16 protein-coding genes and 1 pseudogene are annotated in these 25,353 nt (G+C 55.1%); 9 read left to right on the top strand and 8 right to left on the bottom strand.

Features of this window, described 5'->3' with window-relative positions:
• Positions 1 to 5 precede the first annotated feature (5 nt).
• Positions 6 to 806 carry a hypothetical protein gene (locus ACR3ZL_RS00610; RefSeq protein WP_037229257.1) on the top strand — a complete coding sequence of 267 codons (801 nt, stop codon included), beginning with the start codon at positions 6 to 8 and terminating at the stop codon, positions 804 to 806.
• A gap of 289 nt (positions 807 to 1,095) precedes the next feature.
• Here ACR3ZL_RS00610 and ACR3ZL_RS00605 read toward each other — a convergent pair whose 3' ends face one another.
• The 3 genes and pseudogenes from ACR3ZL_RS00605 to radC form a co-directional block, all read right to left on the bottom strand.
• A complete protein-coding gene (locus ACR3ZL_RS00605) occupies positions 1,096 to 5,658 on the bottom strand; it encodes a vWA domain-containing protein (RefSeq protein WP_473649809.1) in 4,563 nt (1,520 codons plus the stop codon).
• A gap of 540 nt (positions 5,659 to 6,198) precedes the next feature.
• Positions 6,199 to 6,330 (bottom strand): annotated as a pseudogene (locus ACR3ZL_RS00600) (JAB domain-containing protein); the annotation flags it as partial.
• Positions 6,331 to 6,504: 174 nt separating this feature from the next.
• The gene (radC, locus tag ACR3ZL_RS00595; RefSeq protein WP_473649810.1) at positions 6,505 to 7,449 is read right to left on the bottom strand and encodes a RadC family protein; all 945 of its coding nucleotides are present in this window, start codon (positions 7,447 to 7,449) and stop codon (positions 6,505 to 6,507) included.
• Between the two features lie 64 nt (positions 7,450 to 7,513).
• Here radC and ACR3ZL_RS00590 point away from each other — a divergent pair, with 64 nt between their 5' ends.
• Positions 7,514 to 7,855 (top strand): histidine triad nucleotide-binding protein, encoded by a 342-nt coding sequence (locus ACR3ZL_RS00590; protein WP_473649811.1) that lies wholly within the window; start codon positions 7,514 to 7,516, stop codon positions 7,853 to 7,855.
• Between the two features lie 16 nt (positions 7,856 to 7,871).
• Here ACR3ZL_RS00590 and ACR3ZL_RS00585 read toward each other — a convergent pair whose 3' ends face one another.
• The gene (locus ACR3ZL_RS00585; RefSeq protein WP_473649812.1) at positions 7,872 to 9,368 is read right to left on the bottom strand and encodes an RtcB family protein; all 1,497 of its coding nucleotides are present in this window, start codon (positions 9,366 to 9,368) and stop codon (positions 7,872 to 7,874) included.
• Between the two features lie 136 nt (positions 9,369 to 9,504).
• On the opposite strand from ACR3ZL_RS00585, the gene ACR3ZL_RS00580 reads away from it, so the two are divergent.
• Complete coding sequence (locus tag ACR3ZL_RS00580; protein ID WP_473649813.1) at positions 9,505 to 10,551, top strand: tetratricopeptide repeat protein; 1,047 nt, start codon at positions 9,505 to 9,507, stop codon at positions 10,549 to 10,551.
• 8 nt (positions 10,552 to 10,559) lie between these two features.
• On the opposite strand, the gene ACR3ZL_RS00575 is transcribed toward ACR3ZL_RS00580, so the two are convergent.
• The 3 genes from ACR3ZL_RS00575 to ACR3ZL_RS00565 all read right to left on the bottom strand — a co-directional run bounded on the left by ACR3ZL_RS00575 (position 10,560) and on the right by ACR3ZL_RS00565 (position 15,600).
• On the bottom strand, positions 10,560 to 11,999 hold the full coding sequence (locus ACR3ZL_RS00575) for a cryptochrome/DNA photolyase family protein (RefSeq protein ID WP_486173561.1): 1,440 nt from the start codon (positions 11,997 to 11,999) through the stop codon (positions 10,560 to 10,562).
• A 123-nt stretch (positions 12,000 to 12,122) separates the two neighbouring features.
• Positions 12,123 to 14,003: an alkaline phosphatase D family protein gene (locus ACR3ZL_RS00570; protein WP_473649814.1), complete on the bottom strand. Its 1,881-nt coding sequence runs from the start codon at positions 14,001 to 14,003 to the stop codon at positions 12,123 to 12,125.
• A gap of 34 nt (positions 14,004 to 14,037) precedes the next feature.
• Complete coding sequence (locus ACR3ZL_RS00565; protein WP_473649815.1) at positions 14,038 to 15,600, bottom strand: ABC transporter permease family protein; 1,563 nt, start codon at positions 15,598 to 15,600, stop codon at positions 14,038 to 14,040.
• A gap of 94 nt (positions 15,601 to 15,694) precedes the next feature.
• Here ACR3ZL_RS00565 and ACR3ZL_RS00560 point away from each other — a divergent pair, with 94 nt between their 5' ends.
• From ACR3ZL_RS00560 to ACR3ZL_RS00535, 6 genes are all read left to right on the top strand, one after another.
• The gene (locus ACR3ZL_RS00560; protein ID WP_473649816.1) at positions 15,695 to 17,443 is read left to right on the top strand and encodes an ABC1 kinase family protein; all 1,749 of its coding nucleotides are present in this window, start codon (positions 15,695 to 15,697) and stop codon (positions 17,441 to 17,443) included.
• Positions 17,444 to 18,036: 593 nt separating this feature from the next.
• Complete coding sequence (locus tag ACR3ZL_RS00555) at positions 18,037 to 19,257, top strand: DUF1559 family PulG-like putative transporter (RefSeq protein WP_473649817.1); 1,221 nt, start codon at positions 18,037 to 18,039, stop codon at positions 19,255 to 19,257.
• Between the two features lie 136 nt (positions 19,258 to 19,393).
• The gene (locus ACR3ZL_RS00550; protein ID WP_473649818.1) at positions 19,394 to 19,573 is read left to right on the top strand and encodes a hypothetical protein; all 180 of its coding nucleotides are present in this window, start codon (positions 19,394 to 19,396) and stop codon (positions 19,571 to 19,573) included.
• 486 nt (positions 19,574 to 20,059) lie between these two features.
• Entirely contained in the window at positions 20,060 to 20,596 is a 537-nt protein-coding gene (ruvX, locus tag ACR3ZL_RS00545) for a Holliday junction resolvase RuvX (protein WP_473649819.1), read from the top strand.
• Between the two features lie 4 nt (positions 20,597 to 20,600).
• The gene (locus ACR3ZL_RS00540) at positions 20,601 to 22,328 is read left to right on the top strand and encodes a C25 family cysteine peptidase (protein WP_473649820.1); all 1,728 of its coding nucleotides are present in this window, start codon (positions 20,601 to 20,603) and stop codon (positions 22,326 to 22,328) included.
• A 326-nt stretch (positions 22,329 to 22,654) separates the two neighbouring features.
• The gene (locus tag ACR3ZL_RS00535) at positions 22,655 to 23,134 is read left to right on the top strand and encodes a dihydrofolate reductase (protein ID WP_473649821.1); all 480 of its coding nucleotides are present in this window, start codon (positions 22,655 to 22,657) and stop codon (positions 23,132 to 23,134) included.
• Positions 23,135 to 23,304: 170 nt separating this feature from the next.
• Here the strand turns inward: ACR3ZL_RS00535 and ACR3ZL_RS00530 are convergent, their stop codons facing one another.
• Positions 23,305 to 24,981: an ATP-binding protein gene (locus tag ACR3ZL_RS00530; RefSeq protein WP_473649822.1), complete on the bottom strand. Its 1,677-nt coding sequence runs from the start codon at positions 24,979 to 24,981 to the stop codon at positions 23,305 to 23,307.
• Positions 24,982 to 25,353: the final 372 nt, after the last annotated feature.

Here is a 25,353-nt window from a genome sequence, read left to right as displayed (position 1 = left end):
TCAACATGAATTCCAGACGGTCAACAACGAACGGCATGACGGGAGCCACGCGTGCGTGGCCGGTGCTGTTTGTGTGTGGCTGTCTGGTTCTCGCGTCCGGCTGCACGTCCTTGAATGTCTTGGAGCGTCAGGCCACCACGCCCGTCTTGATCGGCCCCGATGGAGTCGCGACTCCACCGGCTCCGGTTCCGATGACGCTGCCGCGGTTCTTGGGGATCGATACCATCGGTCGTCGTTGCATTCGCAAGACGGTGCTGCTGGGGCAAATCACTTACGAAAAAGCAGCGACCGCGGTTCCCGCATTGCAGCCGCCGCCGATGAGTCTGCCGTCTTCGCATCCCGCCAACGCGGCTTCGCCTTCGCCCGCCGTCGCCGGTGCACTCAAGGCCAAAGAAGCGAAGGTCGCCACAGCCGCCAAGGTGAAAGCCCTCGGAGTTTTGGCTGGCGAAGACTGCTCCGTCAATCCACATGTGGAAGAAGGCATTCTCGCGGGACTGGACGATGTTTCGGCAGACGTCCGCATCGCGGCGATCGAAGCGGTCATCGCTTCGCGGCGTGGATGCGATCCCGGTTGCGGAGGATGTTGCAGCATCCCGATCCGTCAAAAACTAACACGAATGGTGTTTGAGAAAACCGGACCTTGCTGCTGGTTTGAACCCAGTTCCAAAGCCCGACGATTGGCCCGCTTGGCACTCGATGCCTGCGGAGGCCCAGTCGAACCTGACTCCTGCGGCTGCGAACTTCAGACTGACTATCCCATCGAAGGACCACCGCCCGAACTGATCCAACAGATCCTTTCGGAATAAGTCAGCCGCCTCGCTGTGACTTCAAAAGCGTCGACTTTCACAAACGCCTCGAACCACGATGGTTCATCAGCGTCCTTCTTCGAGGTCGTGCAGTTTCTGGTGCTGCGTTTTGGCGGGTGTCTGCATTTGGGAACCTCTCCCGAAACGAAGTTTTGGGGGAGCAACAGCGATATACTAGGTCGAGCCACGCCGTTCAGGCGTACGCGAGGGAGGGGGCCGAGCATGGGAAGCGGCTTGAAGTGATTCCCTCGAAGCCAGACGTAAGCTAATAACGTCGAACGGCAATCGCCTATCGTCGAGTCGTCGCTCCCAGCGTCGCAACACTTGGGAACATCGAACCGTCAACTGGCTGGATCGTGCGAACCGATTGACGCTTCATTTCCGCGATCGATTGCAATTCGATCTGCACCTCTGCGGTCGGGTCGGTTTGCCGGAAAACGTGAAAGCTTCGCTGGCCGCTGTCGTCGTACCAATGGTCTTGCGAGCCAGCACCCTCAACATGAACGATCAACATCGAATCGTGATCAGGGGCCTGCGAGGTGGGATACTCCAACCCAACGGAAACCTCGTCCCCTTGGCGACTCAGATGAACCTTCACGCCAGGATAATTCGCCAGCGTCTTGGTCTGTTTCGGTTGTGACCCCGCAGCGACGGACATGGTTTCGCTTGCCAAACGCTTGGCAGAACACCACGTGTTGATCTGATAACCCACCGCATCGCTTGGCCAACCCAAGCATTCGAATTCAGCGACCGGACACGGCTTGCCCGCCAACCATTCAAACGCACCATTTCGATAAGCCACTTCAGGCGATTGCTTCTGGCCAGAGTTACCTTGTCGCACCGGGTGAACCTCCACCCACATCGAAAGTGGACGGTCAGAAACCTGAGCGTCGGTTCGTTGCATCGACAATTGAAAACGACATCGATTCTCTTGGATTGTCGGCGTGTGCACTCCCATCCGAACCGTAGTCGCATGCCCTTCCGGCGTCGCGAGCACGCTGAATTGAGGAGCCCCATTGAGATATGGCAAGGTTGCCAGTGGGTGCTCCATCTGATTGGCGATCAAATCCAACTGATCACCGGGCGACACCGCGAGGACCGTTGATTTGTCACCAACGGTCGCGGTCACGGACGTGTTAACGGACTGAACTCCGGGCAGCGTGATCGTGTTCCCAAACGTGCCAACGTGTTTGGTTCCATCAGCCAATTGCAATTCGAATGATTCGGAAGACGACAACTCTTCCAATCGCTTGAGCAACTCCGTCGCTTCTTTGATCTCCGTGATCGATTGACCGCCGGTGCCGCTCGCGAGAGCCTCAAACTCAATCGCTGCGGCCGCGGCCTCGTGGCTGGCCAGTCCATACCCAATGACATGAACTTGGACGCCCAGTGTCTTCGCCCGAGTCACCAACTGACCAATCGAGAAAATCGCTTCGGGGGTTGGATTGAATTGGTAGTTGCGACCGTCAGAGATCACCACGACGTCTTTGCGAACACCATCGCCAGTTCGACTGATGTCCTCCATCGCTTTCCAAATCGAAAGATAGAGCGGCGTCTGCCCCCACGGAACGGCTGCATCAAAGTGTTGACGGGCGAGCTCCAATTCCGCTGCGTCAAAACGTCCGGTCGGCAAAGCAACCTCGACATCTTCAAACGGTTGAATTGTCGGCGGGAAAGGGAATCGCTTGTGATAGCGTTTCTGTAACAGAGTTGTCTGACCACTTCCATCGCCTGAATCTTTTGCTGGATCACCCGCACGAATCGCCATCCGGTGACCATACAGAACCAAACCAACCTGTGATGGCCCTGGCTGCAACCGCCGCATCATTTCGTAGACCGCCGATCGTGCCGCTTCAAACTTACTCGCGCGTTGTGCTCCCAGTGCGGAACGCCCCATCTCTTCGCCCAGCGGATCGTTCATCGATGCCGAACAATCCATCACAAACGTGATCGCACGCCCCGCATCCATCGCGTCACGAATCGTGATTTCAGCTCCCTTTTGGACCGTTTGACCGCGACTGGTCACGCCAAACGCCGTGCCCGACGACATGACGGAGGATTGATAGCGGTTGCCTCGAAAGTTCACCTCCGCCAACGAAGGCCGCTTTTGATCGACGGCAAGCGTCAGTTCCACGTTGGTCGGTGCATCGGTCGCCTGAATCGACACCGCTTGCTGAGCATCGGATGTTTTGATGCCATCACGATGAATCGACATCACCGCGATTCCCTCCGGAAGATCACCCTGGCCGTCGGCCGTATCAAGCTTCACTGAAACCGACTGGGTCTGTTGATCCAAGAACGATGGCTGCGAAGTCGCACGGACAATCAATCCCTTGGTCGACGCCGTTCGGCGAGCCTCCATCTTGGCCGTCACGGATCGCTCAATCGATTTCCAGTCCGGCGTCTCATTGTCTTCGGGTTTGGCCAACTTCAACAACGTTTGAGCGGTTGCGTCAAAGTAGGCTGTGCCATTGCTTGTCGGTGCGTACCAGAAATCGCCCAGCACCTCGTCGATTCGACAAGCCAACCGCCACTGCCGTGACGTTCTTTGATGATCCGCAATCACTTGCGAAAACGCTTCGTCCACGACGATCGAAACCACATGCCGCCACGCATGGTCGTGATCAACCGAGGTCAATGAACGCAAACGCCGGCGAACATCCGATGGGCTGGTCTCATCCGGATCCAATCCCAACAAAACCGCCAAGAAATCGTCGCTGATGTGTTTGTCCGATTCGTGTTGGTGGTCGTCCTCGCGATCATGTCCCGCCGACTGATGCAATGGTTCGAAGGGCTTCATCGCCAGCTTTTCATCCGTCTCACGAAGCTGTTTCTCCACCCGCATCGCCTGATAGGGATCAGAAGTCAGCAACATCGACGCCGTCGACGTTTGAAATGATCCGCCCATGTGTTCCAAGAACTCACCCGCCCGTTTGGCAGCAATCACGATCTGATCATGAGTCTCTGTGGACCAAACCTGCTTGCCATCGATGAACTCGTTCAGCAGCGTGTCCAGCGTGATGACATCGTTCAGGTTTGCTTCATTCGCGCCGTGTTTTTCATGCGTTACCAATGCCGTTGCTTCTTCGTCGATCGATTGGAACAAATACGGCAATTCCGAAAACGCTCGATCTCGAGTCTGCCACGCATCGACCAAACCCGCCAAAATGTCTCGGCGTTCTTTGACGACTCGTTCGAAATCCGACAACGCCGACGTGACTGAATCGTGTGCGTCCCCATCGTGTCCAGGCTTGATCGGATTGACATCCGACGACACGATCGACGCCAAAATCGTGTCCGCCAGATGTCGCCGACTTTGCTGCACGTCCAACGTGATTTGATCAACGGCAGGAAAGATCGCGTCGGGGAGACGACGCACCACGTGCAGCCATTCGGTTTGCGCCTTGGCGGTGCGTTGGATCCAATCGGGATGTCTCCAAAAACTCAATTCGGAAGTGTTCGGATCGGTTCGTGATTGCTCGCCCGCCTGATAAATCGCGTGCAGCATCGGCACCGGCATCACTTTGTCGTCGTCCAAATCGTCCAGCAATTCAGCGGTGGTTTCTCGCGTCGGTTGCTTTGCGATCGTGGACCAAACTCGCTCCGCTTCGCGGTCCATTTCGACGTCCGCAAAGTGAGATGACTCGCTCGCCCGATTCGCGATTTCTTGGCGAAGTCCTTGCAGTTGCCGATCGAGTCGACTGTACCATCGAGCACTCGATGCCTTTGCTGCTTCTCCACCATAAACCGATTGAGTGATCGCGTGCATCGTGCGCTGGATCTGTGACCATGCGTGTGCGTCGACCGAACTTGGGTCGTGTTTCCCGAGAACGACGACCGAATCAATCGCCGCTTTCAATCGATCGGTTTCATCCTTGGACGGTGGAGGCGTTTTGACGTATGACGCTCCAAAACGCCCGCGGCTGGCGCGTGCGACGGTGACCGGATTGGACGACGCGGTTCGATGCAGTGTCGGTGTTTGGGCCACGCCGCGATGCTGCTGCGACCATCCGCCAACTTGCTGGCGGACGAAGCGATGCAGTTCTTCAGTATCGACCAACCCGTCCGCCCGGCTCGTTGTCCCATAACCATCCGCGGCACCCGCCAATCCTTCGGCAACGTATCGGGTGAATACATCCCCATCGCCACGTCGCGAATAGAAACTACGTTGTCCACGTGCCGTCGACGACAGGATTGTGACGTTGGATTCGGGATAGTTGCGAGCGTGTTGGGCCAGTGTCTCGGTCAACCGATCATCAAAGTCGTTGTCGGCAATTCCGGCGGGCCAGTGCGACCGCAGCCGACCGCATTCGAGCAGCAACAACACCGGCCGAACGTCATCACGAGACTGAATCTGCGCGACTCGATCCAAAAAATCATTGATCGGAAACCACGTGGAACCATCCACGACAGATCCGTTGGGTGGCACCCAGCACGCTTGCCCGTCGTCATTCACAACGCCGTGCAAATTGACATAGAAAACCAGAGGGCGTTCACTCGGGCATGAAGCAAGCGCCGCTCGAATGGAGTCGTCGGCCTGATCCCAAAATCCACCCGCCAACTCGCCAGCACCAGGCAGGGCCTGGACCGAGTACGTGCTTTGGCCCAACTCCCGTATCCAATTCAAATCTTCGGTGACCCAAGCGTTCACATCCCACTCAGGACCATACACCCCCGTCAGCGTGAAGATCGGTGTTCGGGCCGAGCGTGACAGCACCGACGCGACGAATCCCCCGCTGACCAAGACCATTGCAATCAAGCAAAGCCCCAGCAACAACGGTTTGCGGCCCGCAGATCCTTTGATCGCAAACATGGACGGTTTGGCGGTGGCGGGGCTGGGATTACTCGTCATGCAACAACACTCATCAGCGAATCGAACTGGACGCCTCCCAATCAGTGGCAGTGCCAAAACGGACAACCACTCGTTCGAATCATCGGAATGCTCGCAGACGACATTTCGCTTGCAACGCGAAAAATCGGAATGACCCCAACCACGGCCCGCATAATCGATACAACTCAACGAACCCGACCAGCAGGACGATTTCCAGCAGCAGTAGTGGGGATGAGAGTTTTTGCTCAATAGGATCGAAAAATGCGAATGAATCCGCTATTGAGGCCGATTGTGGGCAAACGCTCCGCGGTCGCGGTCCTGAGCACCGACCGCGGAGCGTTCGGCCACAATCAGCCGCGGCGAAGGTTGTCACCAGTTGATCCAGGAGGGTGAGGCTCCTGCCGAACCGCACCCTGGGGCTAACCGCGTCTTGGGGCCAATCACGCCCCTGGTTCTCACGTCGCTGATTGGAATTGGCTCGGCGGGAGCCTCGCCCTCCCATTTGATTGGGCTGCGACGACGCGACGGCTGCTGAAAAAGCAAACAACTGTAGACTTGTGCTTAACACTCACGCAAGCTTTGACAACGTTCTCGGGCGACAATGATGTGGTCGAGGACGCTGATGCCGATCAGTTTTCCGGCTTCGGTTAAACGTTCACTGCCGCGGTGGCAATCATCATCAGATCGTTCGGGAGGGTGAGGCTCCTGCCGAACCGCACCCTGGATCTAACCGCGTCTTGGGGCTGATCACGCCCCTGGTTTAAGGTCGCTGATTGGAACTGGCTCGGCGGGAGCCTCGTCCTCCCATTTGGTTGGGTTGCGACGACGTGACGGCTGCTCAAAAAGCAATTAATTGCAGACTTGTGCTCAACACTCACGCAAGCTTTGGCAACGTTCTCGGGCGACGATGATGTGGTCGAGGACGCTGATGCCGATCAGTTTTCCAGCTTCGGTTAAACGTTCGGTGACGGCGTGGTCTTCTCGGCTGGGGGTGGGATCACCGGAAGGATGATTGTGGACCAGCAGGACGGCTGCGGCAGAGTCGCGAATTGCTGGCCGGAAGACTTCCCGCGGATGGACCAATGAACTATCGAGTGTGCCGACGGTGATCTTATGGGTGCGGATCGGTTTGTGTTTGGTGTCGAGCGTTACGATGTGGAACTCTTCTTGAACCGCATCGCCAGCGAGGTACGCAAAGGCTTGGGCGCAGTACTGAGTTGCTTCGATCGTGCTGGTGATCTTGGTGATCGGGACCGGTCGAGTTCGGGCCGCCTCGGTGGCTCGTTTCCCCAGTTCGAGTGCAGCGAGGATTTGGCAGAAGCTTGCTTTGGTGACCGCCGGTGTGATTTTGCGAAGTTCTTCGAGTCCGTAGTTTCGGATCAGGTCCAGTTCATGGGCGAAACGATTGGCAAGCTTCTGGCCACCTGTCACGGCGGATTCACCGACGACACCGACGCGGATCAAAATTGCGAGCAGTTCCGCGTCCGAAAGCGAGGTTGGCCCCAGCCGCATCAATCGCTCTCGAGGACGCTCTCGTTCGGGTTGTTCTTTGACTTGATCGCCATGGATTCGTCGGTCAATCCATTGATCGACTAACTCAACGCGATCGCCACGAACCCATTCAAAATGGATCTCTCCGTCCTCGCGTACCGTTTCCAAGAACCCCGCTTTGACGACTTCATTGACGGTGCGAGTGATGAATGCGGCGGGTTCTTCGTCGACCAAGTCACCCAGTTCACTTCGACGAAATCGAGCTAAGCGGGCTAGCGGATACAACACAGATTGGTAACGCTGACGACGTTGTTCGCTCATCTGGCTTCGTCCAGGTTGGGTTTCAAATCTTAGATCCGCGAGTCCGTCGCATTAGGTGTTGGTCATGCCGAGTTTGTTCACCAAAATCGTTCAACGCGAGATTCCTGCAGATATCGTATACGAAGACGATGACTGTTTGGCGTTTCGCGACATTGCCCCTAAAGCTCCGATCCACATTTTAGTGATCCCCAAGCGTGAAATTGTCTCGCTTGCGGATCTGACCGAGGAAGACGAGGCGGTGATGGGCCGCTGCGTGGTCGCGGCGTCAAAGATTGCCGCGGCCGAAGGAATTGCCGAGGGCGGTTACCGATTAATCGTCAACTGCGGTGACGACGGAGGCCAAGAAGTGCCGCACATTCACTTCCACCTAATGGGCGGCCGCAAGATGTCTTGGCCACCGGGCTGAGGCAATTCCGCGACCGTTAGTCGTCGGCGGGGGCGCCGTCTTTGAGGACGAATTTGGCTTTCAGGCTGGCGACCTCGGCGGCGAGTCCGGCATCAGTGACGCTGGAGAGGACTTCTTTGAAATCCTTGTAAGCGTCGGGGGCTTCGTCGCGCGGAAAGACTCGGCAGTTGCTGATGATGTCGTGGTCGAGCAAGTCTTGATCGATCACCATTTGCGAAAGATTTTTTTTCGCTTTGGTGCGACTCATTTGACGACCAGCACCGTGGTTGACGCTGTAGGCGGACTTCGACGCACCCGGAAGCGCGACCATCACGCTAGAACCATCGCGAGGGTTGCCGGGAAGCAGAATAGGATGCCCGGTTGATTCAAATTCAGTGCCTTCCAATTGTGAGTGACCAGCAGGGAGAGCTCGCGTGGCTCCTTTACGATGAACCCATTGGGTTTGTCCGTCGAGCGGTTCTTGTCGGGCAATGTTGTGGCTGATGAAGTAGATCAGCTCTCCTTGGACTCCAGGAAAGACGTCCTGGAACGATTCCAACACGAGGGCGTTGATCAGCAAGTGGTTGACAGTTGCAAAATTAGCACCCATCGCCATGTCACAAAGGTATTGTTGCCCTTCGGGCGAGTCCGCTTCGGCGTAAACCAGTTGCGGATCACCGGCAGGGAACGCGAGTCCCTGTTTCTTGAAGCTGGACTTGAGTGAACGGAACTGGTTCATGGCCAAGTCGTGACCGAATCCACGCGAGCCGCAATGGGATAAGAAGGCAACACAATTATCACGCAGTCCCCACTGCTGGGCGATGCTGCGGAAGGTTGGGTCATCGCTTAGTTGCACGATCTCGGCTTCACCAAAGTGGTTGCCGCCGCCATAGCTTCCCAGTTGGCGATACTTGCTCTCGATGCGGTTGAGTTTGTCGCGTTCGCGGCCCATCCATTCCAGGCGTGCCGCCAGCGTGTCGGTGGTGCCGTCGGGAGCGGTGTGGCTTGAATCTTCGCAGCGGTCGGCCCAGGCTTTCGGAATGCCCAGTTTCTTCAGGACTAGCTTCGATGCACCTTCGGTGGCGACGCGGAATCCCAGTGTACCGTCGACACGCCGCGACTTCGGTGCATTGCGTTGTCCGCGTCCGGCCCCGGTGGGTACCCGCTTGACGATCGCTTGAATGAGTTTTCGGCGAACGGTGTGGCTAGCGATTTCTTCGGCAGGCACATCGGTTTGCAGCAAGCTCATGCTGCATTTGATATCGACACCGACCGGTCCTGGATAAACATGCGTCGGAGAAGCCATCACGCAGCCCACAGGGGCTCCATAGCCAACATGGGCATCGGGATTCAGCACGACATTGGAAACCCCGGGTGCCAAACGGCTGTTGATCGCCTGGCGGAAAGTTTCCCCGCCGAAGGATTCGCGGATCGTTTGGTTGCCAATCACCGTGATCGGACTTTGCGCATCACCGATCGGAAGCGTCGCCGTCGCCGGGCCGGTGATCGTCAGCATTTCGTGAGTTGTGTCCATGACCCTATGACAATGGATAGCCAGAAAAGTTCGCAATCATGGTGCGAAATCGTTCTTTGGGTTAGTGCTGGATGTTTGTGATAAGCTGAGGTGAACTTTGTAGTTGAGATTTTACAACCCACTTGGAAATCCATTGATGCTGGTTTACTCATTACCCACGTTGGTTGTTGTGACACTTTTGGTAGTCGGTGGCACCGTTTCCGTGGCTGCGGACACACGTGTCCTGATACGAGAAGGTGGTGAAATGGATGCCGGGGAAAGAGCTGCCTTGGAAGCTCAGGTATCCAAGTCGCCCAGCGACGTTGACGCGCGTACCAAGTTGCTCGGCTACTACTTCATCACCGGTCGACGTGAGCCCAATGCAAAAATCGCCAAACAACGACACATCCTTTGGCTGATTGAGAATGCTCCGGAATCCGAAGTGCTCGGATTACCTTACAGCCAGATCGACAAAATCCTCGACCGGGATGGTTTCGAGAAAGCGAAACGAGCTTGGTTAGAGGCCCTCAAGAAATCGCCCGAGAACCTGACGGTGATCGCCAGTGCCGCTTCGTTTTTCCTTCTACACGAGCGAGAGATCGCGGAACGGTTGTTTCTGAAAGGTCAGAAGCTGGAGCCCGATAGTTCCTCATGGCCTGCATCTTTGGGGCAGCTTTATTCGCTCGAAATGAATTTCAACTCGGCTGAGGAGGCCAAGCAAGATGTTGCGTTGCGAGCGTTCGAGCAATTCAAGTTGGCGTTTGAACGAAGCAAAGAGAGTTCACGCAACCATCTGTATTCCGAGCTTGCAAAAACCGCTCTGGAAGCTGGACTGATTGAGGAAGCGGGAACGTACGCCCAGAAAATGTTGGCGGATCACGGCGAGGGGTGGAATTCAGGAAACAACGTGCATCATGGGAACCTGATCTTGGGGCGGATCGCACTCTCGAAGAATGATATCGAAGAAGCGAAGGCCAGATTACTCGCAGCGGGGAAGACAAAAGGTTCACCACAATTGAATTCGTTTGGGCCTAACATGTTGCTTGCCAAAGAATTGCTTGAGATTGGCGAAACCGAAGTCGTCTTGGAATACTTTGCCTTGTGCGACAACTTTTGGGAGTCACCACGCTCACCGATCGAGAAGTGGAGGGAAGTCGTGAAAGCTGGCGGGATCCCTCAGTTTGGTGGAAACTTAGCGTATTGAAACACCGGTTATTCGCCAGAAAACCGTTCGAGATACTGATTGAGTCTTAACTTTTTACGGGCACTGTCGCTGGTCATGTATCGGACGCTTCCGAAGACGGGGCGTTTGGGGCCCCAGGCTCGATCGGTGCGGCCGAGTACCCATAGGATGCCGCAGTACGAATTGGGGTCGCGTCCGTCGAGTCCGTACTTATTGTTCAGGTGGATCATGATGTCGAGTGCTTGCTGAGCCGATTGGGTCCAGTGAAAGATCTTCTTGCCCCACAACATCCGCATGTAGTTGTGCATCAGGCCGGTCTGGACAATTTCACGCTGGGCGGCGTTCCAGAGTTCGTCATGCGTTTGAGCGTTTTCAAATTCCTGCAACGTGTAGAGATACGGCCGTTCGTCGTCCGCGGTTTCCGCCAGTGTCTTTTGGGCCCAGTTGGGAAGTGAATCGAGCTTGTCGTAGGTGTCTGGATTCTTGAATGCCCAGTTGAATCCGATTTCTCGCCAGGTCAGGACTTGGTCGAGGAAGCCTTCGGCCGGTTCACTGACATTCCAGAAATCATGGTTCTTGCCATTGGGCTTGGATGCTTGCTCGGGTGTCCAGTCTTCATGATCAAAGATCCGCTGGATCATTTGATGAGGCGAGATATGGCCGAAGTGCAGATGAGGGCTGAGCCCCGTGGTGGCATGTTCGTCGGGATGATTACGATCGGTTCCGTAGCGTTCCAGTTTGTTATCGATGAAGTCGTCGAGCCGGCGGGTCGCTTCGACTGGACCGCCAGGACAAACGGGGGAGGGCGGCACGTCATGGTCGATTGGGATCTTGGAGATGCCGTCTTTGTCGAGCAGTTTTTCGAAATCAGCGGCAGGCCATTTCTTGAGCGTTTTTTGTGGAATCAGGTTAGAAGCAAGAAACTCTGGGTCGGGTCGTATCGATTGCGAATCAATCGGGGCAGGGGAGGGCAGGGCAGAGCAGGGCAGGGGAGTGGAATTCGGAGTTTGCTCGAGGGCGGCGAGCACGTTTTTCTGCATGTAGCGTCGATAGCTGTGAGCGACGGTGTAAGTTTTCTCGGCGCTGCGCAGCGGAAGAATGCCATTGGAATCGACCAGTTCCAGTCGGGCTGGAATGCGGTCTTTGACAGCCTCGATCATGGTGGGCAGAAAGAAGCACGGGTATTCGTCCGTGATGACCGTGCAGGCTCGTTCGGCGAGCTTATGCAATAGCGGTGAACCCTTACCGGGTTTGGGTTCAACGTAGGGGAAGTACGCGACGCCGGCTTGCTTGGCCGCATCCGCGTTGTCACGCATCCCTTCGATAATGAAACGGTGGATCCGATCGCTGGCCCATTGATAGCGAACGCGAAGCGGCTCGAAGATCAATAACGGTTTGCCGAATTCAATGGCACGGTCGATGGCGTGGTCGAGGGCAAAGTTGTCATTCAGACGCCGCTGGGCAATCATCCAGTACAAAACGTAATCGCCCTCCGGCTGCAATGGATGGTTGTTAGCGGCGGTGAGGCGGTTTTGCATGGTTGTTCGATCGTAGGATCAGGCGGGCGGGCGGAGGTCTATCGAAATGATTCCTCATTTATCTTGCTTGCCAATCCGATCGAGTGAGACCGCTTCGGCGTAGGCAAGTTCGCCCGTCCAGCCGTCGTAGTACTGGAAGATGACTTGAGGGTGTGGGTAGGCGACCAAACGTTTGCCGCCCAATTTTTGGGGCATGTTGAAGACGTTGTTCACCTGCACGACACAGTAGTGCGGGTACAAGCGGTCCAGCCGCGGAACATCGGCAAGCACGTAGCTGCTCCACCGAATATCGCACTGACGCGGGCCGAATTGGAATAAGCCGGTCGCCGGTCGATCGCTTTCGTCCAGAGACGGAACGTGGTTGACGCTGTTGTGCGGGCCGCAGCAAAATTCCCAAACGTTGTCGGTGACGCGGATCGCGAAGCTGTTGTGCAGGTCACCCGTCATGACGAAGACCTGCTTATTCATTTCGTCCCAAGCGTTGATCAGGATTTCGCGTTCATCGATGAATCCAGTCCAGGCTTCTTCCTTGTTGTCGGCATCGGATTCGTAGCCGCCCGCACCGCTGTGCGGGATCATCATGGGGACGCTGGAGATCACGAAAAAGAAATCGGCATCGCTGGCCTGCATGTGATCCAGTAGCCACTTTCGCTGAGTCGGGCCGATCATCGACAGTCCCTGTTTATCACGCTGCGAAATGTCGTGCATGTCGCGGTCGCCGCGTGTGTCGAGAAGATAGAATTCACAGTTGCCGACGCGGAAGTTGCCGTAGCTGCGTTGCCCGATCGAGTAGCTGACCGTATCGTCGGTCTTGGCCGGCATGTGCAGACGAAGAGTGTGTTCATCAATGATTTCGGCAATGTCGTAGACGTACGAATTGGCATTGCCTGAATCGTCGTCGAATTGCATGTCGTCAACGCCGGCAGATTGAGTTCCCCAGTGAACGTGCAGGTTCAGCATTTGATCGATGGGCAGGGTTTTGAAATTGGTGTGCTCATCGACCAGTCGATCGCTGCCGGCGGTCAGCTTACCTTTTCCGAAGTGCAGGCGTTGTGTGGTTTCAAACGGGTTGGCCCAGCCGAGGTAGTCGTTCCAGCCATACGTTCCGATATCGCGGAAAACAGTTCGCCGATGGCGCTTGCCCGCTTCGGACGCACCCCAAATGTCATTAAGCAGTTCGTGGTCATCAAAGGTGAAGTAGCTGGGGACTTGTCGGTGCCATTTGGCGAGTTCTTCGTTTCGCGATAGATAGAGTTTGTAGTTTTCCCACACGCCCGCGAGCGTGGGCATGACCTGCAGCGACTCGGGCAGTTCGTCGACGCCTTGGGTCAGACGCCATGCTTCGGGTGGATAGTCGCGAAGTTCTTCGTAAAGCCAGTCGCCGTTCATGACATGGAAATCGACTTTTTCAGCCCAGTCACGATTTAAGTTTTGATAGGTAGGCGAGGTGTGACCGATGCCGTGTTTGGGGTTTTGGTTGGCACAGGAACCGATTTGGAAACGAAAGTTGAATAGGCCGGCGGGATTGTGCTCCGAAACGGATGTCTCTTTCGAGGGGAGTGTCTTGAATGTGCCAGAGTCACCTTGTGGATAACCGTCTACATAGACGCGGTAGTAGTAGCGGGTATCGGGTGTAAGTTTTTTCAAAATCGCCACGCCGGTGTTGTCGTGTTCAAGCTTGGTTTTCGCTGGTTCGCTTTGCAGCGTCCAGGTGTCGCCTCCGTGGGGCAGCGGCGGTGTTGTGCCGTACCTTACGACGAACTGACCAGTATCGGAGGTGCGAGCCCAAACGGCCATCGAAGTGGCGTTCGCCTGTCCTAGCATCGGACCATGAGTCATGCGAATGGAATCTCGCTGTGCCCATGCCGGTGATGCAAAACACAGCGAGAGAAGAACCAGGCCAATAGAGATGTTGCGATGGGGGTAGAGCATCATGATTAGCGATGGTTAAGGATCATTGATGAAAGAACTAGGACTGCCGTGTTGCGACCCGAATCGTGATCCAGGCTGCCACGCCACAAAGGATCAACGCACCAAAGTACCAGAACGCGAGAGCGGCTTCTTGGTAACGGGATCCACTGTGCAGAAGACCGAAGAGGCGGCTCCCGACGGTCGTCACACCGGGTGGCAAGACGGGAAGCGTGGCCGGAACATCACCGCTGGAAACTACCGCTGCGGTCAATGCCGCAATGATTCCTGCTGGCCAAATCAGTGGTAATTCAATTTGAAAAATCCGAAACCACACCCCGCCATCCAGGCGAGCTGATTGCCAAACGGAGTTGGCGATTTGTAAGTAGGCGATTCGTAGGATGACGTAGGCCAGAATTCCCGAACGGACGCTGACTGCTAATAAGGTTGGAATCAGGGTTTGCGTCGCGAGCATCTCACCACCTGGGATTGCCGACGCGAAGAGACGCACGATTGCCATGCCCACGATCGGTCCAGGGACGAAGAACACCATCGTCATGGTGAGATCACAGGCCACGCCCCATTTGGGAAACAGGCGTCCCAGTCTTGCAAGTATGCCGCTGATCGGAACAACTAGCAGGCTGGTCAAACACGCTAGTTGGAATGTCCATAGGTATTCGTCGGCAAACAGAGTCGGAGCTTGGCTGAGGTTGCCAATACAGGCGGACAATGACCAATGGGCGGAAGGTTTGCCCGCGACGATCTCGACCACATGACCGGTTTGCAAGATCAGACCAAACACCATCATGCCTTGGCAGATTACCAGTGAGAGGATCGTACCTAGCCAAGCGAATGCTTGCGTCAGTGGCGATGCAGCTGAATGCATGGTGGTCGGTTGGCTACTCACGACAACGCGATCGATCTGCGTGGTTGCTGTTCCCAATGCCAGCGGTTGTTTTCGCAGGACGAACCAACCGATTGCTGGGATGCCGGCCAGCAGTAGCGGGATCCAGGTGGTCATGGCGACCGAGGTCCAAGTGGGATCGAGCGCATGGAACAGATAGAATTGATCGGCGATCGTTCGCACGCTGTGCAAATCGGCGACGCTCATTTCGGTAGCGGCAATTAGCCAAACGACAATCACCCCGGCTAAGCCCCAAGGTTTTGCCATAGACCAGCGGACATGCCACCATGCAGCCAACGGGGTGAAGTCGAGCGAAGCGTGCTGGGCGACTTCGTGTGGGATATTTCTAGTCGCCCAAAACAACAACACCGCGATGATGGCGGCGCCGTGGACGCCGTGAATCCAGCCGACCCATAACAAATTGCCTCCGGTGACGGTTTTGACCAGCCAACCGAACTTGCCGGCGGTGGATTCCCAAGCGGCCGCATGCAGAATCAACGGGGTAGCGATGGCGAACAACATCACGGCCAGCCACAATGTGACCAGGAGTCGCCGGCCGCGATCCAAACTCGGCGAGGCCATCGACGAACTATCGAGCAGGCTGGCAGCCGCCGCAGCCGGAATGCCAATAAGTATCGCCACGATCGATGAGGCCGCCATCAAGGCGAATGTCGTTACCAGGGCCGGCCCCCAGCCCGTGGCGATCGCTTCGATCGGCAAAATCGTTACCCTCGTTGGATGACTGCAAACTGAAATCGCACATTGTAGCGGCCTATATCCAAAGAGTTACACCAGTAGTTAGCATCCAGTTGTGATGAAACTGACCTCCATACCGAGTTTGTATCGCAATCTTCGTCGCGGACGAGAGATTCTGGTCGTGCTGCGCCGTTATGGTTTGGCCGATTGGCTGAGCCGATCGCAACGGATGCCGCTGCAAAACTGGATCAAGGATCGTTCCGGCGTGCCGCTGACCCAGTACACACGGGCCGAGCGAATTCGCAAGGCGATTACCGAGCTAGGGCCGACTTTCATCAAGGTGGGCCAGGTACTAGCGTCGCGTCCTGACTTGGTCGGCAGTGAGTTAGCGGAAGAACTCAAAGGCCTACGCAGCGACGTGCGCCCGGATTCAGAAGAGCAGGTTCGGGCCACACTGGCCGGTGAGCTAGGCGAGGATTACGAGTCACGCTTTCGGTCGATCGATTTCGAACCCTTGGCGACGGCCTCGATCGGGCAAGTGCATCGAGCCGTTCTACCCGATGGTCGTCGCGTCGTGCTGAAAATTCAGCGATCGGGGATCGATCGGATGATGAAGCAGGACTTAGAGGTTTTGGAGGGGTTGGCCCAGTTGGCATCTCGAGTGGACGCGCTGGCGGTCTGGGGACCGCAAGAAATGGTGCGGCAGTTGATGCCGATGGTTAAAAACGAATTGGACTTCAATCGCGAACGTGGCAGTCTAAAACAGTTTGCTGAGATGTTGGCCAGTGATCGGGACGAGGTCGTTGTTCCGGACGTGATTGATTCGTTGTGCACTCGCCGCGTGCTGGTCATGAACGAAATGATTGGCGTGCCGCTGGCGAAAGTCTTTTCCCATACAAACGTCGCCGAAGACGATTCGTCGAACGCATCGGATCAATCGGGAAGCACGTCGCATCGACCGGAAGGCTTACCCAAGATGTTGCCGCCTGACTTCGGTCAGCGGTTGGCTCGTGTCTATTTAAAGATGGTGTTTGAAGACGGGTTCTTTCATGCGGATCCGCATCCGGGAAACCTCTACTATCTGGAAGACGGACGTCTAGGCATTCTTGATTTTGGAATGACCGGCCGAATCGACGAGTCGTTGCGTGAATCCATTGAAGAGATGTTGCTGGCCATCCATTCAGGAGACCGGCGGCGATTGACTCGATTGATTCGTCAGGTCGGCAATCCTCGCGTGGATTTGGATCAAGCAGCGTTAGAAATTGATGTTGCTGATTTCGTTGATACGTTCGGCCGGCAATCGTTGGATCGTTTTGATTTAGCGGGGGCATTGAATCAATTGACGGAGATCCTGCACCAACATGGCATCAGCTTGCCTAACCAGTCTGCGTTGTTGTTGAAAATGCTGATCTCGTTGGAGGGAACACTGCGTGAGTTGGGGGTAGGATTCGATTCACTTGATATCGTGCAATCCTATATTCGGCGGATGATGTATCGCCGGCTAATGCCAGGACGTCGACTGCGACAGGCCAGACGAATCTATTTGGAGAACGAGGCCTTCATGGAAGAGGCACCCGAGCGAGTGCTTTCGCTATTGAACCAAGCTCAACTGGGACAACTGCAGATTCGGTTGGAGCCGAAACGGTTTGCTCCGGTGGTCAATCGTCTGGTGATTGGGTTGATGGCCAGTGCCGTGTTTTTAGGATCCTCGCTGTTGCTGGCCTATGAAGTTTCGCCGGTATTGTTTCCGGACGAACCTGTGATGGGCATTCAGCGACTCAGCACGTTGGGGTTAGTTGGGTTTGTGTTGAGTATTGGCGTGATGAGTTTCCTTTGCCTCGCGATTTTCCGCGGTGACGGCGAGTGATATCCAGAACGGAAAATTTGCAACGCGTTATTGAGTTGTAGAGCCATCTGTTGAAACACCTCACTGCGATTGAGTGGTGTGCGCAGTAGTGCACCAGAGGATTCATTGAATCGCCATGCCAAGTGGTAATGCTGCGGCATCGCAGTGCTCGAGGACTAGTGTGCAGGATGTTGTTGGCTGCGCCACCTCGTCCGGTTCTTCATTGCGTTATCTCAAGCGAATTGGTCTAGATCTCCCGTTAGTTAAGTCTGAGTAGTGCTGGAGAATGCGTAACTACAGAAATGCTAATTTTGAGTGGCGAAGAATGAGCGGCGAGCGGTGATCGCTTTGTTGCCAGCGTCTTCAAAATGCACCCGCTCGTTGACGCTGGATATCTCTTCCCTAACGTGGTGGTGAACTGGTGTTGTTTTCAATTTGTATGTTTTTGGTTGTTGCTATTTTGAGCGGATAAACGCTGCATCGAAAAGTTATATGTTGTTTTTGTGTTTAGAAAATCATGTTTCGGATCATTCATGATGTGACATGGAAAGCGTGACAACGGAACTGTTCGGCTTTCCACTCTTCTCTCCATCCAGCAGTCTTTGGGTATTCAAATGAAAGAACGTAAGAAACATGGTTTCACTCTAGTTGAGTTGTTAGTGGTGATTGCCATCATCGGGGTTCTCGTGGGGTTGCTGTTGCCGGCAGTTCAGGCCGCCCGAGAAGCGGCACGCCGAATGAGCTGCAGCAACAACTTCAAGCAAATCGGTTTGGCGGTTCACAACTACCACAGTGCTTACAAGAAGAACGGTAAGTACATGGGTGGGACGTACCAACTGAATTCAGGCAACAGCCGAGCTGGCACAACGGCCAATAACCTGAATTGGCTAAGTCACTGGCCAGGCCTCTTGCCCTTCATGGAGCAGCAAGCGGTTTGGGAGCAGTTCTCGAATCCCTACCAAGCAACTGGCGGCACGATCCCACCGATGGGGCCACTGGTGGATATTTCACTGTCGGAGCATACGGCGATCGGAAACTACGATCCGTTTCTGACAAACATTCCGACTTTGCGATGCCCAAGTGACCCAGGTGTTGGGTTGCCTGCTCAAGGACGGACGAATTACGCCGCTTGTCTTGGGGACTCGTACATGCTGGGCGACGGCAGCGTTATTGGACGCAATGGAGTCGAAGATAGCGGTAAGGTCGATCGTCTGAAGAAATGGCAGCGTGGTTTCTATGTGCCTCGTGTCGTGACTCGCTTCCGTGATGTTCTCGACGGATTGTCAAATACCATTTGCATGGGCGAAATTATCACGGACCTTGGTGATCAGGACAAACGTTCCCACTTCGCAGGCAACAGTGCAGGTCCAGCAAGCCGCCGAAATGGAGCTAACCTGACCACGAACCAGACCAGTGGTCTTCGTTCGACTTGGTGCCGACAGGCGCTAGACGCCTCTCGTCCACAGTTCTGGGATTTCAGTGGCGGGATAGTCACGAACTATGGCGGCGGTGAGAACAACCGAGGCATGAAATACGCCGCAGGGCTTCCAAGCTACACCGGCTTCACAACGATCTTGCCACCGAATACTGAGCTTTGCCTTTCACGGGGCAGACTCGGTGCCGGTGTCTTGTCAGCGTCGAGCCGTCACCAAGGTGGTGCTCATGTTTTGATGAGTGATGGAGGCGTCAAGTTCATTACGGATTCGATCGAAGCTGGTGATTCGACAGCCGAAGTGGTGGGTAACGGTCTAGCCGACGGGAGTGCCAGCCCCTTCGGATTGTGGGGTTCACTCGGAACCAGGGCTTCGAAAGAAATCATCAGCGAGGAGCTCTAAGGCTGTTTTGGGCTTTGCCTGAATCGTATGTCACAGTCAGACGCCTCGCTTGCTTGAAGTCTTCGAGGCGTCCTGGCTGGACACCACTGTTTCATTCGCAACATCTATTCTCACGTCCTTTAACTGGCACGTAACCATGAAATCTTTGACTTCCATTTTGTTCGCCCTCGCTTTGTTCACCGTCGTGGGTTGCGGTGGGGACAATAAGCCGCCATCTCCTGACGAGATTACCAACTTTCTGAACGATAATCCTGAGATTGTCGAAGCGACCAATCGTGCAAACGCAGCAGAAGGATTTGAGGAAGAAGGCTTTTAACAAGCTGTTGGCATCAAATTCAGCAAACTCCATGCATTCGCTCGCGTTCAGGCAAGCGTCGGTTTTGCTAGCGTGTGAAATATAAGCTGCTTGGAATTCAGTCCAGGCCGCCGGACTGTCGGAAAACGCTAGTCGCATGATCTACTAACCGCTGCTCCACTAAACACACGTCCGCTGATCTATGGACGGAGTCCCGAGAAAGGAGCCCCGAAGAACGCGTGCTTCGAATTCTCTACCGCGTTGGCAGCGAATGACACGCCGCGGTGAGTTCAAATTTGGGATTGGGGAGCAGCTTCCGGTCTGGCAATCCCCACGGACGAGGTTAACCGCCCGGAATTAGCTGAAGATCCGACTCTCTTGCGATTCACCCCTCGGTTTTGCCGTAGGCGATGCACTAAACCCTTTTTGCCCAACCGCGACTCGAAAGAGACGCACAAAGTGGTTTTGCTGTCCTTGTTGGTGGCGGTGTTGTGCTAAAACGGTGGCATGAATACATCGTCTCAAACCGATCTTTTTCCTGCCGAAGGGCGTATTGCCTCGGTCGACTATGGAACTGTTCGCATTGGCATTGCGATTTGTGATCCCGATCGAATTTTGGCCAGCCCGCTGTGTGTTCACGAGGTGACTCAACCGGATGCGGGTGGTTACGAATTCGATCAAGACTTCTTTTGTCAGTTGGCTAAGGAGGAGCGGGTTTCCGCTTGGGTGGTCGGGCTACCCATTCACTGCGATGGCGGGGAAAGCGACAAAAGCGTTCAGGCCCGGAAGTTTGCTAGTTGGCTGATGCAGGTCACCGAGTTGCCAACGCGGTTATTCGATGAGCGGTTCACCACTGTCGCAGCGAATCAAAGAATTCGTCAAAGCAAGACCACCCGCAAGAAGACGAAGAAACGGATTGATGCGATCGCTGCACAGGTATTACTGGAATCGTTTATGGAGGCTTGTCATTACCGAGACGAGATCGCTGGGGTTGCTGCAGATGAGCCGATTCAGGAATCAACGAACGAGTCATTAACGGATTGAGACAATGATCAAACGTGGCAAAGATTGGAACCTAGGCGTCCGCCGATGTTTTCTGGCATTTTGGTTCGTGGGTTACGCCGCGATAAATACGTCCGTTGCTTATGCTGCCGATGTGGTGGTGGTTTGTCACGAAAGCTTGCGAGACGAATTACAGCCTTGGGTGCAGTTGCGGACCAACCAGGAGCTGAAGATCGCGTTTTGTAAAAACGAGGCGACCGCACAGCAGACCGTGGCTGGGATTCGCAGTGTCGCTGACGAGACGACTCGATATGTGATGTTGGTTGGGGATGCTCCGGCGGTCGGAACTCGGGCTGCAACTGGCGGTCAGGATTTACGGCGTGTGTCTGAAAGTGAGTATCGAATCCCGACGTTCTATTTGCCTTCGCGAGTTACCGAAAAATACGGTTCAACGCCGACGTTTCCCAGCGACGTTCCTTACGGCGACCTTGATTCGGATGGTCGCAGCGATGCGGCAGTAGGACGGTTACCGATTCAGGGTCCCGCACAGCTTGCCGGGATTGTGGACCGGTTGATCGCCTATGAAGGATCCACCGATTTTGGCCGGTGGCGTCAAAACCTGCAGTTGACGGCGGGAGTGGGTGGCTTTGGCTCGGTAGTCGACGGTGCGATTGAGACGGTGACGCGAACGGTGCTCACCAGTGCGTTGCCGCCCGATGCTAAGCCACAAATTGCTTATGCCAGTCCAGGACATTTGTTTTGTCCGGTGGGTGAACCGTTCGCGGAATGTGTTCTGCGGCGGTATCGCAGTGGAGCAAGATTTTGGATCTACGCGGGCCATGGAAGCGTCGACCGATTGGATTTGCTTGAGCGTTCAGGAAACGACGCAGCGGGTTTGGCTGGTAAGACAACGGATTGGCAAGTTCGTTCCTTGTTGGACAACCAATCGGTTTCCCGTCTCGATGCGAACCCTTCCCGAGCCTCGATCGCGGTGTTGTTGGCTTGCTATACGGGAGCTTTTGACGCGGCCAGTGGCAGTCTTGCTGAGCGGATGCTGTTGACGCCCGGTGGACCGATCGCGGTGATGGCTGCCAGTCGGCTGACGATGCCATATGGCAACGCAAGGTTTGGTTTGAGTTTGCTTGAGTCGGTTTATCAGCCTGCGGTGAATCGACCGCCGGACGAATCGCAGGTTGATTTGAGATTGGGCGATGCCATTTTGCGTACCCAAGTGCAATTGCAATCGGGACAGGCCGGTTCGACAACCCAAACCATTGTCGATGGGGTCGCGACGCTGATCTCGCCAGCGGGCAGTGATCTCGGTGATGAACGCACCGAGCACGCTGCGCTGTATCAGTTAATGGGGGATCCGACGTTGCGGTTGTTTCGGCCGGCGGTTCTTGAAATGACGACCCGGGTGCAGCCGCTGGATGACAACCGAGCTGAGTCGTCGGAATCGATGCGTGAAATCGAGGTGGATGTGGCCAGCCCGATTACTGGAACGGTGAGAGTGTGGATCGATCGACCGCTCAACCAAGTGGGGCAGGCCGAGCTCAGCCAAGCGGTCGCCTCATCGACGTCTCATCATGACCCGCACGGCTGCACCTTGACGGAGGTCGCCATGCCAATTCAATCGGGGCAGGTGACCATCGCGAAGTTGCAACTGCCCGCAGAGTTTTCCGGTCCGGTCGTGGTGCGAGCGTTTGTCCAGAGTGACGGCCATTGGGGCACCGCTGCAAAACGACAATTGATTCACCGTTCGCCTATTCAGTAGTCGACCTACATCACCGACGGCCGGCGGTGAAGCGATGCCAAGTTCAGATCGGAAGCCGCGCTCAAGTGCGTTGCTTGAGTCCTAGTGCTTCATCAAGATTCAAGTTGGGGGTAGTGGGCGAGGCGACGAGCCCGTCTGGTCGATGAGTGGATAGGATTCGTCGCCTCATCCACTACGATCAACCCGAAATGAAATGTAGATGAAGCACTAGGGCCCTAGGATCAAGCGGAACGGTGGGCTATTAAACAGGCGGTATGGCAGGCTATGGAATCGCTGCCACGCATTTCATGGGCGATATAAATGTCTGAATCGATCAGGGGATATGCATGTTAATTGCCATTGTTGCTTCCACGCCCGATGGCGTGATCGGACTTGAGCAGACGATGCCATGGCGTTTATCGACTGACCTGAAACGTTTCAAAAAGCTTACGATGGGCGGCAAACTGGTGATGGGCCGCAAAACCTACGAGTCCATTGGCCGACCGCTGCCGGGGCGTGAAACCTGGGTTCTAACCCGAAACCCAGACTGGTCGGCGCCGGGGGTCAGGACGATCACCGATAATGATGAAATTGACCGTGCGGCGGAAACCGAAGAAATCTTCATCGTTGGTGGCGGCGAGATTTATCGCCAGTGGATGCCCAAATGTGAACAGCTCTGGTGGACCCGTGTGTGGGCGAGTGTGCCGGGTGACACGAAAGTGGATCTACCTTTGTCGGAATTCGTAACGACTTCGCAAACCAGTGTTCCAGTGACCGCTAAAGACGATTATGCAACCGATTGGTTGCGGATGCGCCGCAAAAAATAGCGGGGGATATCTCTATATCAGTCCGTCTTTCGCATCCCACGCGACGGCTTTTTTGACTGCTTCGTGTTGCAGGAGCAACCACCGATACAGTGAACGACGCAACCAATCTTTCGGCAGAAGGACTCGTCGCTTAGTGCACGACAAGTCGTCATTTGTTAGTACCGGCAGACTTACATCACCGAGAAATAGTTGTCACAGGCAAAGTCGAAGTACTCCTTTTTGAGTTCCACTTCGAGGTCATTGTAAAGACAGAAGTTACGCACCTGCAGCAATAGGTCACGTGGTTGGCAGTTCCTAAATGGTCGATCAACAGGCAAGTAATGTGTCTTGATTAGATAGTCGATCGCTTCGAAGTTATAAGGGATTTTAGTGACCTTACACATGATTTCGAACAGCTTGCGAAAGTCCTCTTCCGGCGGATTTTCAACTTCGATCTTGTAAGGAATCCGTCGCAAGAACGCATCATCAACAAGGTCCTTGGGTTCCAGGTTGGTACTGAAAATGACCAATTGATCGAAGGGAACTTGGATTTTCTTACCGCTAGCCATGTTAAGAAAGTCATAACGTTTTTCGAGTGGGACGATCCATCGGTTTAGCAATTGATCGACCGACATCTTCTGGCGACCGAAGTCATCAATCACCAATGTTCCGCAGTTGCTCTTCATTTGCAGTGGTGCTTCGCTGATGTTGCTGGTCGTGTTATTCATCACCTCCAGCATCTCCATCGTCAGTTCACCACCAGCGATAATCGTAGGGCGTTCGATGCGAACCCAGCGTTTGTCGAAGCCGCCGGAATCGAGTAGTCCGGCGGAAGCTTGGGGCATATTAACGACATGGTTCATGGGGTCGAATACACGCAGGATATCCCCATCGATATCGACCGAACGAGGGATCCAAATGTATTTTCCGAACGCACCGGTCACTCGTTCAGCAATTGAGGTTTTGCCGTTACCGGGGAACCCGAACAGAAACATGCCCCGACCACTCGCGATTGCGGGACCAAGTCGTTCCAGCATCTTTGGGTTGATCAGAAGATCGCTAAAGGCACTAAGAAGGTCCTTTCGTTTGGGGAACTGGCCTTCGATGCTTTGCCGCTGGATGCTGGCGATGTAGTCCGGTAGGCGAACAGGGCAACTGCCATAGTAAGTGGAATCGTTGAGATGATTTCTCGCGATCGCGCGGCCGGCTTCTGTCAGGACGTAGACGTAATCATTGGTTGCCGTCGAACTCTTGTAGCCAACCTGTTGATCCTTCTTCATTCTTTCCAAGATCGGTTCGATCAATCGAAAAGGAAGTTGGACTTGATCGGCGATGCGTCGACCCTCGGCCTCACCGGCATTCAACACGTAGCGAAAGATGATCGCTTCGAGCAACGTTTCGCTGATTCGGCTTTCCTGAAGGCTTGTAGGTTCAGTCGGACGCCAAGGTTCATCGCGATTGGGTTGGTAACCGACTGAAGCGGGACGCTGTTGTCGCCCGGTCGTCACATTCGGCGCGGCCGGATTCGCGTTGGGAGGCGATGCTGGAGTGGGTGACCCGGTTGGGTTGGCATTTGCAGGAGAGCTTCCTTGGGTAGGACTTGCTGGCGAAGCGACATCTGTCGGAGCCCCCGTCGTTGGCCGCGAGGCAGCGGCGTGTCCCGCAGGGCGTTGGGACGGACTCGACGAATGATCACCACCGGCGATCCCGGCAGCTCCATGGGGCTCGCGGCTTTGTGAACTTGAATCGCCACTGAGCGATTGAATTCGGCTGATCAATGCATCCAGTTGGCTATCAACGGCATCACCTTGACCGGAATGGTTCGCAGCAACGGGGTTTGCGGGTCCGCGGGGTGGTGTATTGGGCATGCAATCAGTCTGCAAAACAGGAAACAGTGACGTTAGACAGGGTCTAGGACTGTTATCGGATAGAACAACCGAACACCATTGATGGGAGGGGGGCCCTCGTTACAACCAGAACTTCACAAAGTTGAGACAGCGTATTTGTCGTAAAACACGGCCTAGAACACGCAATCGGATCGCCGGAAGCCAAGTCTTCGAAAACAATTCCCAGAATATTCACCAACGGCCCTTGTGAGAGACGAGAACTGTTCCTATCTTTCCCCCTCCTCGCTGACGAGAAGTCGCCACGACATCTCAACGGGCGGGGAAGATGGAAAGAAGCTTTCGAGCGACTTTCAGTCTTCCAGAATTAAATCGGAAACACCGGTTGACACCTGA

It is taken from the genome of Rhodopirellula sp. J20-39, assembly GCF_057365095.1.
The sequence above is the reverse complement of the archived record's forward strand: the minus strand, read 5'-3'. Positions and strand labels throughout refer to the sequence as shown.

Coding starts and splice junctions, on each gene's coding strand:
- ACR3ZL_RS00530 (WP_473649822.1), bottom strand. CDS start 24,981: ATGCCCAATACACCACCCCGCGGACCCGCAAACCCCGTTGCTGCGAAC.
- ruvX (WP_473649819.1), top strand. CDS start 20,060: ATGAATACATCGTCTCAAACCGATCTTTTTCCTGCCGAAGGGCGTATT.
- ACR3ZL_RS00580 (WP_473649813.1), top strand. CDS start 9,505: ATGCTGGTTTACTCATTACCCACGTTGGTTGTTGTGACACTTTTGGTA.
- ACR3ZL_RS00570 (WP_473649814.1), bottom strand. CDS start 14,003: ATGATGCTCTACCCCCATCGCAACATCTCTATTGGCCTGGTTCTTCTC.
- ACR3ZL_RS00575 (WP_486173561.1), bottom strand. CDS start 11,999: ATGATTGCCCAGCGGCGTCTGAATGACAACTTTGCCCTCGACCACGCC.
- ACR3ZL_RS00535 (WP_473649821.1), top strand. CDS start 22,655: ATGTTAATTGCCATTGTTGCTTCCACGCCCGATGGCGTGATCGGACTT.
- ACR3ZL_RS00585 (WP_473649812.1), bottom strand. CDS start 9,368: ATGGACACAACTCACGAAATGCTGACGATCACCGGCCCGGCGACGGCG.
- ACR3ZL_RS00610 (WP_037229257.1), top strand. CDS start 6: ATGAATTCCAGACGGTCAACAACGAACGGCATGACGGGAGCCACGCGT.
- ACR3ZL_RS00560 (WP_473649816.1), top strand. CDS start 15,695: ATGAAACTGACCTCCATACCGAGTTTGTATCGCAATCTTCGTCGCGGA.
- ACR3ZL_RS00540 (WP_473649820.1), top strand. CDS start 20,601: ATGATCAAACGTGGCAAAGATTGGAACCTAGGCGTCCGCCGATGTTTT.
- ACR3ZL_RS00555 (WP_473649817.1), top strand. CDS start 18,037: ATGAAAGAACGTAAGAAACATGGTTTCACTCTAGTTGAGTTGTTAGTG.
- radC (WP_473649810.1), bottom strand. CDS start 7,449: ATGAGCGAACAACGTCGTCAGCGTTACCAATCTGTGTTGTATCCGCTA.
- ACR3ZL_RS00590 (WP_473649811.1), top strand. CDS start 7,514: ATGCCGAGTTTGTTCACCAAAATCGTTCAACGCGAGATTCCTGCAGAT.
- ACR3ZL_RS00550 (WP_473649818.1), top strand. CDS start 19,394: ATGAAATCTTTGACTTCCATTTTGTTCGCCCTCGCTTTGTTCACCGTC.
- ACR3ZL_RS00605 (WP_473649809.1), bottom strand. CDS start 5,658: ATGACGAGTAATCCCAGCCCCGCCACCGCCAAACCGTCCATGTTTGCG.